We start from the raw sequence: 15,085 nt of genomic DNA on the forward strand, positions 1-15,085 counted from the left end.
GAGCCGTGGTCCTTCCCGTGTGCCACGGCGCGGCGGCCCTGGGCTTCTGGGGCGCGGTCCAGGGCTTCTGGGGCGCGGTCCAGGGCTGCGGGGCGGTGGTGGCCGGAGTGCTCGCAGCGGTCGGGAACTTCGCGGTCGGGACCTTCCACGGTGCCGAGACCGGCGCCTGGTTCCCGTCGCCGGGGAGGGGACTTCCTCCGCCGTCCCGCCAGTCGCCACAGGCCAGGGCGACAGATGGCGCGCCCACGGCGCCCACGGCGAGGGCGGCGACGACTATGCGACGGTAACTCTGCTTCTTGCTGTGCTTGCCCATGCGTGACCTCACTAGGTGATCGCCGAACGCAGCTGACCTGCGGCGATGTCCTGCGGATGGTCATTGTTGGGACTGCTTTGCAGCGAATGCAAAGGGCTTCGCTACTATTTTGCTTCGTATGTGAGGGCGGCTCTTGCGCAGCGAACGAGGACGTGCCGCCCCGGCTTCTGCCCGGTTCGCGGAACACCGGCGATCCGTCAGATACGCGCCTCGCGCGAGAGGTCGGCGAGTGGATCGGGCGGACGGACGGCCCTGCGGACCCGCCGCGCTGCACGGCTTCATCAATCCGGACAAAAGCTGTATGTCGGCAAGGCGTCGTCTACTATCCCGCCTGCTCAGTCGCGGCGCCCGGCGTGAGGGATGTCACTGGCCTCCCTTTCCAGACTTTGTCTGTTCGTTTTCTTGAGTCGTTCGTGTCTGCCGCGTAGGTTCTGCGCCATGACCGGACCTCGGACCCCGTCCACCGCCGAGGAGCTGCGTGGCGCCGGCCTGCGGGTGACGGCCGCGCGCGTCGCACTGCTCGAGACCGTGCGGGACGGTGATCACCTCGGTGTCGAGGCGATCGCCTCCGGCGTGCGCGAGCGCGTGGGCCACGTCTCCCTCCAGGCCGTGTACGAGGCTTTGCACGCGCTCACCGCCGCGGGGCTGGTGCGCCGTATCGAACCGGCCGGCAGCCCGGCCCGGTTCGAGGGGCGCGTCGGGGACAACCACCACCACCTCGTGTGCCGTTCGTGCGGTGCCGTCGCCGACGTCGACTGCGCCGCCGGTGACGCCCCCTGCCTGACCGCGTCCGAGGACCACGGCTTCTCGATCGACGAGGCCGAGGTCATCTACTGGGGCCGGTGCCCCGACTGTTCCACCTCCGGCAGTACCTGAGCTCGCGATCCGCCCCGTCCGGAAGGAAGTTCATGTCCGAGAACCACGATGCAATCGTCACCGACGCGAAAACGGAGGGGGCCGGTGGCTGCCCGGTCGCGCACGGGCGCGCACCGCACCCGACCCAGGGCGGCGGAAACCGCCAGTGGTGGCCGGAGCGTCTCAACCTGAAGATCCTCGCCAAGAACCCCGCCGTGGCCAACCCGCTCGGTGAGGACTTCGACTACGCCGAGGCGTTCAGGAGCCTCGACCTTCCGGCCGTGAAGCGGGACATCGCCGAGGTGCTGACCACCTCGCAGGACTGGTGGCCCGCCGACTTCGGCCACTACGGCCCGTTCATCGTCCGCATGGCGTGGCACAGCGCGGGCACCTACCGGATCAGCGACGGCCGCGGCGGCGCCGGGGCCGGCCAGCAGCGCTTCGCGCCGCTCAACAGCTGGCCGGACAACGGAAACCTCGACAAGGCCCGCCGTCTGCTGTGGCCGGTGAAGAAGAAGTACGGCCAGAAGATCTCCTGGGCCGACCTGCTGATCCTCGCCGGCAACGTCGCCCTGGAGTCCATGGGCTTCGAGACCTTCGGCTACGCCGGCGGCCGTGAGGACGTGTGGGAGCCGGAGGAGGACGTCTACTGGGGTCCCGAGTCGACCTGGCTCGGCGACGAGCGCTACACCGGCGACCGCGAGCTGGAGAACCCGCTCGGCGCGGTCCAGATGGGCCTCATCTACGTCAACCCCGAGGGCCCGAACGGCAACCCGGACCCGCTCGCCGCGGCCCGCGACATCCGCGAGACGTTCCGCCGGATGGCGATGAACGACGAGGAGACCGTCGCCCTGATCGCCGGCGGTCACACCTTCGGCAAGACCCACGGCGCGGGCCCGGCCGACCACGTCGGCCCCGACCCCGAGGCCGCCCCGATGGAGGAGCAGGGCCTGGGCTGGCGGAGCACCCACGGCATCGGCAAGGGCGCCGACACGATCACCAGCGGTCTTGAGGGCATCTGGACGGACACCCCCACCACCTGGGACAACAGCTTCTTCCAGATCCTGTTCGGCTACGAGTGGGAGCTGTTCAAGAGCCCGGCCGGCGCCTATCAGTGGCGGCCGAAGGACGGCGCCGGTGAGGGGACCGTCCCCGACGCCCACGACCCGTCCAAGCGGCACGCCCCGACGATGCTGACGACGGACCTCTCGCTCCGGTTCGACCCCGCCTACGAGCAGATCTCGCGCCGCTTCATGGAGAACCAGGACGAGTTCGCCGACGCCTTCGCGCGCGCGTGGTTCAAGCTGACCCACCGCGACATGGGCCCCGTCGTGCGCTACCTCGGCCCGGAGGTCCCCACCGAGACGCTGCTGTGGCAGGACCCGCTGCCCGAGGCGACGTACGAGCAGATCGACGCCGAGGACGTCGCCGCTCTCAAGTCCCAGGTCCTCGACTCGGGTCTGTCCGTGTCGCAGCTGGTGTCCACCGCGTGGGCGTCGGCCTCCACCTTCCGCGGCAGCGACAAGCGCGGCGGCGCCAACGGTGCCCGCATCCGCCTTCAGCCGCAGTGCGGATGGGAGGTCAACGACCCCGACGAGCTGGCGACGGTGCTGCGCACCCTGGAGCGGATCCAGGAGTCCTTCAACGCCGCCCAGAGCGGCGGCAAGCGGGTCTCGCTCGCCGACCTGATCGTGCTCGCCGGCGGCGCGGCCGTCGAACGGGCCGCCAAGGAGGGCGGGTTCGAGATCGAGGTGCCCTTCACACCGGGCCGCGTGGACGCCTCGCAGGAGCAGACCGACGTGGAGTCGTTCGCGGCGCTCGAGCCGGTCGCCGACGGGTTCCGCAACTACCAGGGCAAGGGCAACCGGCTCCCGGCGGAGTACCTACTGCTCGACCGGGCGAACCTGCTGACCCTCAGCGCCCCCGAGATGACGGTCCTCGTCGGCGGCCTGCGGGTGCTCGGCGCGAACCACCAGCAGTCGCAGCTCGGTGTCCTCACCCGGACCCCCGGTGTGCTGACCAACGACTTCTTCGTCAACCTGCTGGACCTGGGCACCACCTGGAAGGCGACGTCCGGGGACGCCACCGCCTTCGAGGGCCGTGACTCCGCCACCGGCGAGGTCACGTGGGCGGGCAGCCGTGCCGACCTGGTCTTCGGGTCGAACTCCGAGCTGCGCGCGCTCGCGGAGGTCTACGCCTGCGACGACGCCAAGGAGAAGTTCGTCAAGGACTTCGTCGCGGCATGGGTCAAGGTCATGGACCTCGACCGGTTCGACCTCGTCTGATCCCGGCCGGACGCGACAACCGGACCGGCCGGCCCGCCCGGCCGGCCCGGACGCGTCCGCACGCGACCCCTTCCGGCGGTTTCGGCGGCGCGCTATCCCTCGCGGTGTCCGTCCGGGGTCCGTCGCAGGGGGGACTTGGCGAGCGGGGAGCCCGCGGTGACCTCCTGGGGGTCGCCCGCGTCGAGGACCTGGTCGCCGTACAGGTCCTCCAGCCAGGTGGACTGGTAGATCGTGTCGAGGTAGCGCTCGCCGAGGTCCGGGGCGATGGCCACCGCGGTCAGGTCGCGTGTCCCGTTCCGGGACAGCCAGTCCAGCGCGCCGCTGACCACCGTCCCGGTGGAGCCGCCGAACAGGAACCCGCGCCGGGCCAGCCGGTGGCAGGCGCGGATGGTGTCCGCCTCCTCCACCTGGATCACCTCGTCGACGTAGGACTCGTCGAGCAGCGGCGGGCGCATGCTCATGCCCAGGCCGGGGATCATCCGGCGGCCCGGCTTGCCGCCGAAGGCCACCGAGCCGACGGTGTCCACCGCGACGATCCGTACCGGCCGGTGCCACTCGCGGAAGTAGCGCGCGCACCCCATCAGCGTGCCGGTGGTGCCCGCGCCGACGAACAGCACGTCCAGCCGGGGGAACTGCCGGGCGATCTCCGGGGCCGTCCTGCGGTAGTGCGCCCCCCAGTTGCCCGGGTTGGTGTACTGGCTGAGCCAGACGTACCGCTCGTCCGAGGCGCACAGCGCGCGTACGTAGTCGATGCGCGCGCCGAGGAACCCGCCGTTGGCGTCGAGGTCGGCGATGACGTGCACGTCGCTGCCCAGCGCCTCCATCAGCAGTCTGGCCGACAGGTTGCAGCGGGAGTCCGTCACGCACAGGAACCGGTGGCCCTTGCTGGCCGCGATCATGCTGAGCGCCACGCCCAGGTTGCCCGACGAGGACTCGATCAGGATCGAGTCGGGCTTCAGCAGCCCGTCCCGCTCCGCGGCCTCCACCATTTCTATCGCGGCCTTCAGCTTGATCGAGCCGGCGAAATTGAAGCCCTCGCACTTCAGGTAGAGCGAGCGTCCGAAGATCGACTGGAGGTCGACATAGAGCTGACCTTCGTTGAAGGCGTGGGGAGCGGAGATGACGGGCACGCTGGCCTCCTGATGCCTGGGCCGAGGGAAGGAACGTTCAGCCGTACCGGCGCAGCTCATGGAAGAAGTCGTCGATGACGTGCAGGTTTCCGGCGCGGGCCACCGCGTCGTAGACGTACTTGCCGACGGCGAGGTCGAGGACCCCGAGGCCGAAGGGCGAGAAGATCACCGGCCGGTCGGTGCGCGGCTCCACCCGCCCGGTCATGACGTCGTCGAGGGTGCCGTCCAGGAAGGCCCGGCCGCCGGTGAGCTGCTCGGTCAGATGGGGCGAGGTGCCGGCCTTCAGACAGTGCTCGACGTCGTCGACGAAGTTGGCCGAGGCGAGCAGCACCTGCGGGGCGAGGTCGCGCAGCGACACGTGCAGCACGACCGGATGGTGGGCGAACCAGGCCGGGTCGGTGACGTGCGGCTCCGCGGCGATCGTCGCGAAGACCACGAGGTCGCTGGAGCGGATCAGCTCCTCGGCGCTGTCGTGCACGGTGATCTCCGCGGCCTGCCCGGCCCCGTCGGCCTGCTGCAGACAGCCGCGGAACCCGGCGGCGCTGTCGGCCGACACGTCGTACACCCCGACGCTGTCGAAGACGAAGCCCGTGCCGGTCAGGAACGTGTGGATGTAGCGGGCGATCAGGCCCGTGCCGAAGAAGCCCACCCGGGTGGGGCGGGGCCGGTTGCGGGTGAGCCAGTCCGCGGCCAGCGCGGCGGACGCCGCCGTCCTGGTGGCGCTGATGATGGAGCTCTCCAGGCAGGCGAACGGGTAGCCCGTGTCGTGGTCGTTGAGGACCAGGACCGCCGACGCCCGGGGCAGACCGGAGGAGACGTTGGCCGGAAAGCTGGAGATCCACTTCAGGCCGTCCACGCGCACCGGCCCGCCGACCGAGGCCGGCAGCGCGATGATCCGGGACGCGGGACGGTCGGGGAAGCGCAGGAAGTACGACGGCGGGTTCACCGTCTCACCGGCGCCGTGCAGCCGGTAGGCCGACTCGATCAGGTGAACGAGCTCCTTCTCGCGCCCCTCGAGTGCCGTGCGGACCTGGGCCCCGGAGATCACCGCGAAGGACGGCACCGGGGCCGGACCAGAGGCGGCCGGACCAGAGGCGGCCGGGTCGGTGGCGGGGGAGGTCACAGAGGTCATCGCCGGCTTCCCTTCGGGCTCGGGCCGTACTCGGCCAGGCGCTGCGGCTCGGCCAGGGCGACCAGCACCTGACGGTCGCCGGTGAAGGCCTCTCTGCTGTGCGCGGTACGGATGTTGTCGACCAGCATCAGATCGCCGGCCTGCCAGGGCTCGCGCCGGGTGTGCTCCTCGTAGGCGGCGTTGAGCAGATGAACGACGTCCTCGCCGATCGGACCGCCGTCCCCGAAGCGGGTGTTGAACGGCAGCCCGTCCTCGCCGTACTCGTCCACCAGGTACTCGCGCACCTCCGGGGCCAGCGTCCACTCGTTGAGGAAGGCGATCTGGTTGAACCAGCAGCGCCGGCCGGTGACCGGATGCCGTACCACGGCGGCGCGGCGCTGCCGGGTGCGCAGGGAGCCGTCGGGCTGCCAGGCGAAGTCGATGGCGTGGGCGCGGCAGTAGTTCTCCACGGTCTCGCGGTCGTCGGTGCCGAACGACTCCGCGAGCGACGCCCCGATCTCGTCGTTGTAGCTGCGGGTCAGCAGCCAGCCCTCGCGCTCGAACCGCTCGGTCAGCCCGGCGGGCAGCGCCTTCAGCACGGCTTCCGCGTCGGCCACGGCGGTCGCTCCGCCCTCGGCGGGCGGGACCGGGCAGGCGAAGAGCATCAGACCGGGGACCTCGAGCGCGTAACTCAGCTCGTGGTGCATGCACATGGGCTGGTTGGCCGGCCAGGCGGTGGAGGAGTACAGCCTCGGGCCGTGGGACTCCCGGGGGGCGAAGGCCTCCCGTTCCGCCATGAGCGGGCCGCCCAGTTCCGCGAAGACGGCGGCGATCCGGTCCGGCTCCCGCAGGCCCAGGCCGCGCACGAGCAGCGCTCCGTGCCCGGTGACCTGCGCGCGCAGCGCCTCGCGGTGCTCGGCCGCCCAGCCGACCGTGTCCACAGGGGTTTCCACGTGCAGGACGGGCGGCCTGTCCGGCCGCAGCTCCGCCTCCAGCACCGACGCCGGGGACGAGAACGACATCTCGGTTTCCTTTCGTTCGACACCAAGGAGGCCCGGGCGGGCCCCGGGGGTGTTCAGGAGGAGGCCAGCAGTTCGGCGGCGCCCAGGACGGCCCGCGCGGCCCCGGTGGGGCGGGTGCGCGGGAAGTAGTGGCCGCCGTCGGCGAGTTCGTGCAGGTCCACCTGCTCGGCCAGCAGCTCCCAGTCCCGCCAGCGGTCGCGGAACTCCGCGGTGTGCGCGTCGTCGGCGGCGACGACCACGGTGACCGGCGCGGCCAGTCTCACCGCCGGCGGACGCTCCAGGGCGTCGGCGAGGCAGCGGTGCGCGGACACGCAGTCGTGCCGGTAGGCGGCGCCGATGTGCTCGGCGTGCTCCGCGTTCAGCTCGCCGAGCTCGCCGTAGCCGCTGTCCGCGCTCAGGGCGGCGGCGATCTCGGCGTTGCTCCGCCGTGTCAACCCGGTGATCGCGGCGCGCCGTTCGGCGGCGGTGCCGAGCAGCTGGGCGCCGAGGAAGACGTGTGTCACCTCGACGCCGTGCCCGGGCAGCGCCCGGGCCGTCTCCACGGCGGGCGCGGCACCGGAGGAGTGGCCCCACAGCATGACCCGCTTCAGACCGCGCCCGGCGATCTCGGCGGCGACCCGCTCCACCACCTGCTCCAGCGGCGCGAACGGCTCCCCGGCGGCGGCCAGGTCGTGTCCGGGCAGATCCACGGCGTACACGGCGAGGCCGCTGCCGACCAGGGCGCTCGCCATCGGCTGGAAGTTGACCGCGTTGCCGCCCGCGTACGGGAAGCACACCAGCGCGCACTCCGGCGTGCCGTCCGGCGCCGACAGCGGCTGGAGCAGCTCCGGGCGCCGGCGGGCCGTGCCGTCGAGACGCGCGGCCAGTTCGGCGAGCACCGGGTGCCGGGTGATGTCCTTCAGGGACACCGCGCGGTTCAGGGCGATGGTGAGCCTCACCGCCGACAGCGAGGTGCCGCCGAGGTCGAAGAAGTGGTCCCGCCGGCCGATCGTGTGCGGGGCCAGGCCCAGCAGTTCGGCCCAGGCGGCCGCCAGCCTGCGCTCGGTCGGGGTGCGCGGCGCGTCGTCGCGCTCCCCGGCCGCGTCGCCCTGTGCCGACGGCGCGCTCCGTTCGACCAGCGCGGTCAGCGCCCTGCGGTCGATCTTGCCGTTGCCGGTCAGCGGCAGCGCCTCCTGCCAGTGGAAGGCGGACGGGACCATGTACGCGGGGAGCGCGGCACCCAGCGCCTGCCGCAGCTCCTGCGGCTGCAGGCGCCGGCCGGTGTAGAAGGCGATCAAGTGCGTGCTCCGGCCCGCCAGTTCGGCGACGACCACCGCGCCGTCCCGGACTCCGGGCACCCGCAGCAGGGTGTTCTCGATCTCGCCGATCTCGATGCGGAACCCGCGGATCTTCACCTGGCTGTCCCGGCGGCCGAGGAACTCCAGCTTCCCGCCGGGGTGCCAGCGACCCCAGTCGCCGCCCAGATAGAGCCGCTCGCCCGGCCGGTACGGGTCCGTGCGGTAGGCCTCACGGGTCCGCTCGGGATCGTTGACGTACCCGCGTCCCACGCACACCCCGGAAAACGCGATCAGCCCCGGGGCGCCGAGCGGCACCAGCGACAGCTGCTCGTCGACGACGTAGACCCGTACGTTGTTGACCGGACGCCCCAGCAGCACCCGGTCCGGCACCGCGGCCATCACCTCGTGGTTGGTGTCGTCCGAAGTCTCCGTCAGCCCGTAGGCGTTGACCAGCCCGATGCCCGGCTGGAGGGCGAACCAGCGCTGCACGAGCTCCCGCTTCAGCGCCTCGCCGGTCACCGACACGCAGGCCAGGTCGGGCAGTTCGCGCGGGTGCCGCTCCAGGTACGAGGCCACCACCTCCAGATAGGAGGGCACGACCTGCGCCACCGTGACCCGGCCGCGCACCAGCGTGTCGACGAACCGTTCCACGTCCACGATCGCGTCCTGCTCGACCAGCAGGGTCCGCCCGCCCACCAGCAGTCCGGCGATCAGCTGCCACAGCGAGATGTCGAAACACTGCGGAGCCGTCTGCGCCACCACCCGGCCGGGGCCGATCCCCAGGTGGTCGATCTTGGCGTACAGATGGTTGAGCATGCCCGCGTGCTCGCACATCGCGCCCTTCGGCTCACCGGTGGAACCGGAGGTGAAGTAGATGTACGCCAGCTGGCCGGGCAGGACCTCCACGCCGAGGTCCCCGTCGGCGTGCTCCTCGGCGTACGCCGTCCCGACGAGCAGTTTCTCCGCCTTCGCCGGCAGCGTGGCCAGGGCCTCGTCCAGGGTGGCGGTGCTGCCCGGCTCGGTCAGCACCAGCCGGCACCCGGCGCGGGAGAGCGTCGCCGCGATACGGCCGGCCGGGAAGTGCGGCTCGACCGGCAGGTAGACGCCGCCGGCCTTGAACACCGCCAGCACCGCGGCCAGCCAGTCGAGGCCGCGCTCGGTGACCACGGCCACCACGTCCTCCCGGCCCAGACCGCGCGCCAGCAGCGCCCGCGCCAGCCGGTTGGCCCGCGCGTTCAGCTCCCCGTACGTCCACGAGTGCTCCCCGTGGACCGCGGCCACCGCGTCCGGGTGCTCCCGCACCCGCTCCTCGAAGATCTCGTGCGCCCGGACCGGCGGCAGCTCCCGGTGGGGACCGGCCAGCCCCTCCAACTGGTGGCGCACCTCCGCGGGCGACAGCAGGCTCTGCCCGGCGTGCTCGGCGTCCGCGTCGGCCGTCATCAACCGCAGCGCGGCCAGGTGGTAGCCGCCGACACGGGCCGCGGCCTCGGCGTCCAGGGCGTCCGTGCGGTACCGCAGCCGCAGCGCCGTCCGCCCGTCCCACCCGCTGAACGCCACTCGCAGTACCGCCTCCCCGGGCAGGTCGCACCCGGCGTCCGCAGGGTCGAGGACGACCTCGTACGACCGTTCCGTCAGCCCCAGATCCCGGCGCAGCTCGCCGACCGGGAAGTCCCGGTGGGCGATCAGGTCCGCCTCGGCGCGGTGGGCGTCGAGCACCAGCCGGCGCCACGACCGCGGCGCGACGGTCAGCCGGCAGGGCAGCGGGCCGCGCCCGGGTCCCGTGACGCACCCGGTCACCACCTCCTGCTCACCCGACAGCGCGGCCAGCACCCTGGCATGGGCGGCCAGCAGCACCGCGCTCACCGGCACGTCCAGCTCCGCCGCCAGAGCGCGCACCGCCCGAGCCGTGTCCGCCGGGACGGTCTCCTCGTGCTCGGCCACACCGGCCACCGGCTCGCGCGCCCACCGCGGAACGGCGGTACAACCACCGGCGGTCAGCACTTCGCTCCAGAATTCCCTGTCCGCTGCCACGAGCGCTCCCATTGAATGCCTCTTCCTCAACTCGCCGTCGGCGCGGCGGGGTTTCCGCCCCATTCCGCCCTCGCGGGGACTTCCTCGCCTTTCATGAGGAAGGAATCGGAGGCCAGCACGGCCTCGTCGCCCATCGTCACGCCGTAGTGCACGTGCGCGCCGATTCCGAGCGTGCAGTCGGCGCCGAGCGTCGTACGGTCGGATTTGAAGGTGCCGTCCTCCTGCGAATGGCACTGGATCTTGCTGCCGGCGTTCAGGGTGCAGTCGTCCCCGATGGTGGCGAGCGTGCGCTCGGTGATGTAGCAGCCGTCGTCGAAGACCCGGCGTCCGACGCGCACCCCCATCAGACGCCACACCAGGCTCTTGAACGGCGTCCCGTTGAACACCTCGAGCCATTCGTCCGGCACCTTCCACAGGCGCTCGTGCCACCAGAAGTACGGGTCGTAGATGGAGCACAGCCTCGGGCGCAGCGCGCGGAAGGAGGCGATGGCCCGCTCCACCAGGATCCAGTAGGCGGCGGTGAACCCCAGGGTGAGGGCCAGGTAGCCGGCGATCACCACCGGGCCCAGCGCGCCGTACAGGTCGACGGAGGCCAGCGCGAGCGCCGTGAGCAGCGCGGCGTGCACCCAGCGCAGCAGCAGGAACAGCGCCATCGAGCGGAGGTTGTAACGGTTCTTGGCGGCGAGACTGCGGCGCAGGGCGTCGCCGGTCCTGAGGTGGTCGAAGCGGGTGTCGCGCTCCACCGACCGCGGGATCTCGAAGCACGGCGAGCCGAGCAGCCCGACGCCCTGGCGCAGCTCGCCGTCGAGGGGGACCATCACCTTCGTCGCGAGCAGGCAGTTGTCGCCCGTCCTGGCCCCGGCCGGATAGGCGATGTTGTTGCCGAGGAAGTTGTGCGGGCCGATCGACGCCCGGCTCACCCGGAACGAGGTGCGGGAGAAGTCCGCGTTGATGACGGACAGGCCGTCGGCCACCATCGTCCCGCTGCCGACGGACACCAGGAACGGCGTCTCGTGCTGGACCTCGGTGCCGAAGTTCGACCCGGTCTGCTCCACCCGGGACAGGTCGTATCCGAGGCAGCGCAGATAGGGGACGATGTACGAGCTGTCGCCGAAGAGCCAGGTGAAGAACTTGATGTTGGTCATTCCGGCCACCGCCCGGTGCAGGGCGTAGTGGAGGCCGTAGAGCGGATAGACCCGGTCGGGTCTGACGGCCAGGCTCAGCAGCCGGGGAAGGGTGAACAGGACGACCAGGCCCAGGAGGACGGCCCCGAAGAACAGCACGCTGGACAGGAGCAGTGTGTCGGTGACGAACTCGGTGACCGTGGACAGGGCCGTGCCCGCCTCCAGCCGCCTGCGCAGCGCCGGCACCTGGGCGAACAGCATGTAGAAGCCGCCGACCGTGAGCGGCAGGTACAGGAAGAGCAACTGCAGCAGGGTGGTCAGCGCGAAGCAGGCCCGGCGCAGCGTGCCGCACCGGGCCGGTCCGACCCGGACGTAGTCGACCGTCGTGGGCTGTGCCGGGGAGCCGTGCCGGCGCTCCCCGTCCGGGACGTGCTGGCCGCGGTACAGGGCGGAGGCATGGCCCAGCTGCGCCCCGTCGCCCATCGCGGTGTCGATGTCGAGCACCGTCTTCTCACCGAGGAAGACGTCCCGGCCGAGCGTGATCCGGCCGGTCTGGATGCGTCCGGCGTGCGCGCGGTAGCAGAGGAAGAACGAGTCCTTGCGGATCACCGTGCCGGCACCGATGGTGAGCAGGTCGGTGCAGACCGGCACGGAGTGGGAGAGGATCGTGACGTCCTTGCCGATCCGCGCGCCCAGGGCCCGCAGGTACATCACGTACAGCGGATTTCCCACGAAGAGAATCATCGGATTGGCGTGCAGCAGCGCCTTGATGAGCCAGAAACGCAGATAGGCCGCACTCCACAGGGGGAACTCACCGGGCTTCCAGCGGCCGACGAGAATCCACTTGGCGGCGATCGGGAAGAGGCACAGGACGATGAACCCGCCGCCGCCGAACACGAGTGACCGCAGGTAGATGCCGACGATCCCGGATCCCGCGGCGACCCACTCGTAGGCCCTGACGGTGGCCATTCCGACGACGAATGAATATCCGAGGAAAATGAGCAATTGGGCGATTCCGCACAGTACGTAGCGTGCCGTGCTCGCCGGTGTCGTCCGGGCCGGTGAGGCCAAAGGCGCGTCCGGGGCCGCCGGGGCCGGTGCGCCGACGGACGGCGGGGCGGCCTGGACGAGAGCGGCGGCCAGGCCGCGGACCGTGGGGTTGCGGTAGATGTCCTTCATGGACACGGACGGCAGGTCGGGTCGTTTCCGTACCCGGGCGCAGAACTGGGCCATGACCAGGGAATTGGCGCCCAGATCGTCGAAGAAGTGACTTTCGGCCGCGACGTGATCGACGTGTACGACGTCCGCCAGAATGCCGGCGAGTTCTCTTTCGGTGTCCGTCGTCGCCGGGACGCTGCCTTCTCGTCCGAGAATCGCGGGTTCGTTCGGACCGGGCATCAAGATGTCGGCAGACTTCTCCACCATACGAGCTCCTCGAGAAAGGTCGAAAACCATCGGCCAGCGGTGCCCGGTTCCCGAGACCGTGCGTTTTCGCCTGATCACGAAACCATGGCTCAGTCTTGTGCGATCATCGCCGGGTTGCCACTCGGATACGGTCGCGCCGACGCGGCGGAAGCGTGCCATGCGCCACTATTCCCCGGTCCTCGGCATTGCCGGGACGAGTAATGTCACCCATATGGGGGTTCACCCCTTGAGGGGGAAAGAAGTGGTGGGCGGGCGCCACGGGGTGTGCCGACGGGCGTACCGGCCCGGCCGAGTGGCCACGGTCCGCCCGCGCGCGCAGACTGGGCAGTAACGCGGGGCTGCCCTGTGGAGGGCTGTGTCGATCGTCCGCCCGACTGTTCGATGAGGGGGCCGATATGGCCGTGGAAATCCCACCCCTGTTGAGCCCCTCACGGCTCAGGCGCCGTGGAGGGCTCTGGGGCGAATGCATGGCGGAGTTCCTGGGGACCTTCGTCCTCATCGCCTTCGGATGCGGTTCGGTGGCCATGGCGGTCGCCGCGCTGCCCGGTTCGGGCCGCACCGCGGGGCCCACGACGAATCTCACCAGCGCCAGTGACTGGCTGGTGATCGGCTGGGGCTGGGCCTTCGCGGTGGCCTTCGGCGTGTACGTGGCCGGCGGCGTCAGCGGGGCGCACATCAACCCCGCGGTGACGCTCGCGTTCGCGGTGCGCCGCAAGTTCCCCTGGGTGAAGGTGATCCCGTACTGGATCTCGCAGTTGGTAGGCGCCTTCCTCGGCGCGGCACTGGTGTACGGCGTCTACAACGCCGCGATCAACGCCTTCGACCAGGCGATGAAGGGACCGAAGACGAACGGGCACACGCTCGCCTCGTTCTCGATCTTCGCTACCTTTCCGGCGCCCTACTTCCACGGTGGTTTCGGGGGGCCGCTCGTGGACCAGATCGTCGGTACCGCGTTCCTGGTCATGTTCATCGCGGCGCTCATCGACCTGCGCAACATGGGCGTGCAGGCCAACCTGGGGCCGCTGGTCATCGGCCTCGCGGTGGGCGCCATCGGCATCTCCTTCGGGGCGAACGCCGGATACGCCATCAACCCGGCCCGTGACTTCGGGCCGCGCCTGTTCACCTATGCCGCCGGGTGGGGAGATCTGGCGCTGCCAGGCAGCCTGGCCGGGTCGTTCAGCCACTACTGGTGGATCCCCATCGTCGGACCGCTCGTCGGCGGGGTCATCGGCATCCTGGTGTACGACCTGTTCATCAGCGACGTGCTGCACATCCGCGCCCAGCAGGGCGAACTCCCGGAGCCCGGGCGCACCCGCCCGGTGGAGTAGAAGTAACCGCTCTCACCGGGCGGGGCGTCGACGCCCGAGGCCGACCGGTCAGGAGTACGTCCAGCGCCAGGCGTTGGAGCGGTAGGCGCAGGTGATCGGCGCACCGCTCGCGGTGGTGGTCCGTGCCCCGTGGTCGCTGTTGCGGCAGAACTGCCCGGCCTGGTAGCAGTTGCCGGAGTTGGAGACGATCGAGCACGTGCCGCTGCGGGTACCGCTTCCGCTGCCGCCGCTTCGGCCCGTGCCGGCGGCGGCGAGGGCGGTCCTGGTGACGGTGACCGTCGGGCCGGGCGTCTTGACGGTTCTGGTCGTGGTGACCGTCGCGGTGGGCTCGGCGGTGACGGTCTCGGTCGCCGTGGCGGTGGCCGTGGCCGTGGTGGTGGCCGTGACGGTCACGGTCGGCTGCGGTTCCGCGGCCTTTGACGCTCCGCACCCCACGGCTCCCACGGCCAGCAGGGCGATGCCCGCCGCCCACAGGCGGCGGTGCCTGCCGGGCTGCCGGGTGCGGGGTCCGGCGGGCGGTCGCTGCGGCTGGTGGTTCCGCTTCACGGTCCCCCTAGCCGTGGTACTTGATGTAGCCGTCGCCGTCCCGGTCGTCGCGGGCCTTGGTGTAGGAGTGGACGTCGGCGCGGGCACCGGAGGGCTTGAGCAGGTAGATGGTGTCCTTGTCGTTGTTCCAGATGAAGTTGCAGTTCTGGCGGTAGACGACGTTCTTCGCGTCGGAGTCCGTGCCCTTGCCCCCGCGCAGTTTCACGTAGTCGCCGGGCTCGAGGTAGTGGTTGGCGCGGAACGTGAACTTGTTGCCGGTGGCGTCCTTGACGACGTAGCCCTTGAGGTTGACCTTCGCGGTGCGCGAGTAGTTCTTGATCGTCAGGTACTCGTCCTTGGTGTTCCCCGTGCGGCAGTTGTTGGAGTCCCGTCCGGGTGCGTCGTACTGGACGCCCTTCACCTTCAGCGCCGACGTGTACTCGGCGGCCTGCGCGGGAGCGGCGACGACGGCGACGGCGCCCGCCGCGGCGGCGACGGCGAGCGCGGAGCGTATACGCATGAGGTTCCCCCCTCAGTGATGCGAATGGAGCGTCAGGAGCTTACACAACCCGTGGCAGACGGGTGGCGAGTGGGTGCGGAAAGTGTGAAGACGCCCGTGTCGGCGTGACACGGACGCCGCTCCACCGACAGGTGGAGGG

10 protein-coding genes and 1 pseudogene are annotated in these 15,085 nt (G+C 70.9%); 3 read left to right on the forward strand and 8 right to left on the reverse strand.

Annotated features, from left to right (window positions below):
- Positions 1-313, reverse strand: a pseudogene (locus tag C1I97_RS40950) (CAP domain-containing protein); the annotation flags it as partial.
- 438 nt (positions 314-751) lie between these two features.
- On the opposite strand from C1I97_RS40950, the gene C1I97_RS01970 reads away from it, so the two are divergent.
- Complete coding sequence (locus C1I97_RS01970) at positions 752-1,189, forward strand: Fur family transcriptional regulator (protein WP_111001477.1); 438 nt, start codon at positions 752-754, stop codon at positions 1,187-1,189.
- Positions 1,190-1,221: 32 nt separating this feature from the next.
- Entirely contained in the window at positions 1,222-3,453 is a 2,232-nt protein-coding gene (gene katG, locus C1I97_RS01975; protein ID WP_111001478.1) for a catalase/peroxidase HPI, read from the forward strand.
- Between the two features lie 92 nt (positions 3,454-3,545).
- Here katG and sbnA read toward each other — a convergent pair whose 3' ends face one another.
- From sbnA to C1I97_RS02000, 5 genes are read right to left on the reverse strand one after another with little or no spacing between them, the layout of a single operon-like run.
- Positions 3,546-4,583: a 2,3-diaminopropionate biosynthesis protein SbnA gene (sbnA, locus tag C1I97_RS01980; RefSeq protein ID WP_111001479.1), complete on the reverse strand. Its 1,038-nt coding sequence runs from the start codon at positions 4,581-4,583 to the stop codon at positions 3,546-3,548.
- A 37-nt stretch (positions 4,584-4,620) separates the two neighbouring features.
- Complete coding sequence (sbnB, locus tag C1I97_RS01985) at positions 4,621-5,715, reverse strand: 2,3-diaminopropionate biosynthesis protein SbnB (RefSeq protein ID WP_111001480.1); 1,095 nt, start codon at positions 5,713-5,715, stop codon at positions 4,621-4,623.
- A complete protein-coding gene (locus C1I97_RS01990; RefSeq protein ID WP_111001481.1) occupies positions 5,712-6,716 on the reverse strand; it encodes a TauD/TfdA family dioxygenase in 1,005 nt (334 codons plus the stop codon). Before C1I97_RS01990 ends, sbnB begins: the two co-directional genes overlap by 4 nt.
- 53 nt (positions 6,717-6,769) lie before the next feature.
- Positions 6,770-10,036 carry a non-ribosomal peptide synthetase gene (locus C1I97_RS01995; protein WP_111001482.1) on the reverse strand — a complete coding sequence of 1,089 codons (3,267 nt, stop codon included), beginning with the start codon at positions 10,034-10,036 and terminating at the stop codon, positions 6,770-6,772.
- 14 nt (positions 10,037-10,050) lie between these two features.
- The gene (locus C1I97_RS02000) at positions 10,051-12,573 is read right to left on the reverse strand and encodes a Pls/PosA family non-ribosomal peptide synthetase (RefSeq protein WP_111001483.1); all 2,523 of its coding nucleotides are present in this window, start codon (positions 12,571-12,573) and stop codon (positions 10,051-10,053) included.
- A gap of 395 nt (positions 12,574-12,968) precedes the next feature.
- On the opposite strand from C1I97_RS02000, the gene C1I97_RS02005 reads away from it, so the two are divergent.
- On the forward strand, positions 12,969-13,901 hold the full coding sequence (locus C1I97_RS02005) for an MIP/aquaporin family protein (protein WP_111001484.1): 933 nt from the start codon (positions 12,969-12,971) through the stop codon (positions 13,899-13,901).
- Positions 13,902-13,949: 48 nt separating this feature from the next.
- Here the strand turns inward: C1I97_RS02005 and C1I97_RS02010 are convergent, their stop codons facing one another.
- Together C1I97_RS02010 and C1I97_RS02015 are read right to left on the reverse strand one after the other, a co-directional pair.
- Entirely contained in the window at positions 13,950-14,447 is a 498-nt protein-coding gene (locus tag C1I97_RS02010) for a hypothetical protein (RefSeq protein ID WP_111001485.1), read from the reverse strand.
- 7 nt (positions 14,448-14,454) lie between these two features.
- On the reverse strand, positions 14,455-14,946 hold the full coding sequence (locus C1I97_RS02015) for a lamin tail domain-containing protein (protein WP_111001486.1): 492 nt from the start codon (positions 14,944-14,946) through the stop codon (positions 14,455-14,457).
- Positions 14,947-15,085 lie beyond the last annotated feature (139 nt).

The sequence above is a fragment of the Streptomyces sp. NTH33 genome, assembly GCF_003236365.1.
GTDB lineage: Bacteria > Actinomycetota > Actinomycetes > Streptomycetales > Streptomycetaceae > Streptomyces.

What these genes read in the sequence shown, in the direction of transcription:
- C1I97_RS01970 (WP_111001477.1), top strand. Translation starts at nt 752, where the DNA reads ATGACCGGACCTCGGACCCCGTCCACCGCCGAGGAGCTGCGTGGCGCC.
- katG (WP_111001478.1), top strand. Translation starts at nt 1,222, where the DNA reads ATGTCCGAGAACCACGATGCAATCGTCACCGACGCGAAAACGGAGGGG.
- sbnB (WP_111001480.1), bottom strand. Translation starts at nt 5,715, where the DNA reads ATGACCTCTGTGACCTCCCCCGCCACCGACCCGGCCGCCTCTGGTCCG.
- C1I97_RS01990 (WP_111001481.1), bottom strand. Translation starts at nt 6,716, where the DNA reads ATGTCGTTCTCGTCCCCGGCGTCGGTGCTGGAGGCGGAGCTGCGGCCG.
- C1I97_RS01995 (WP_111001482.1), bottom strand. Translation starts at nt 10,036, where the DNA reads ATGGGAGCGCTCGTGGCAGCGGACAGGGAATTCTGGAGCGAAGTGCTG.
- C1I97_RS02000 (WP_111001483.1), bottom strand. Translation starts at nt 12,573, where the DNA reads ATGGTGGAGAAGTCTGCCGACATCTTGATGCCCGGTCCGAACGAACCC.
- C1I97_RS02005 (WP_111001484.1), top strand. Translation starts at nt 12,969, where the DNA reads ATGGCCGTGGAAATCCCACCCCTGTTGAGCCCCTCACGGCTCAGGCGC.
- C1I97_RS02015 (WP_111001486.1), bottom strand. Translation starts at nt 14,946, where the DNA reads ATGCGTATACGCTCCGCGCTCGCCGTCGCCGCCGCGGCGGGCGCCGTC.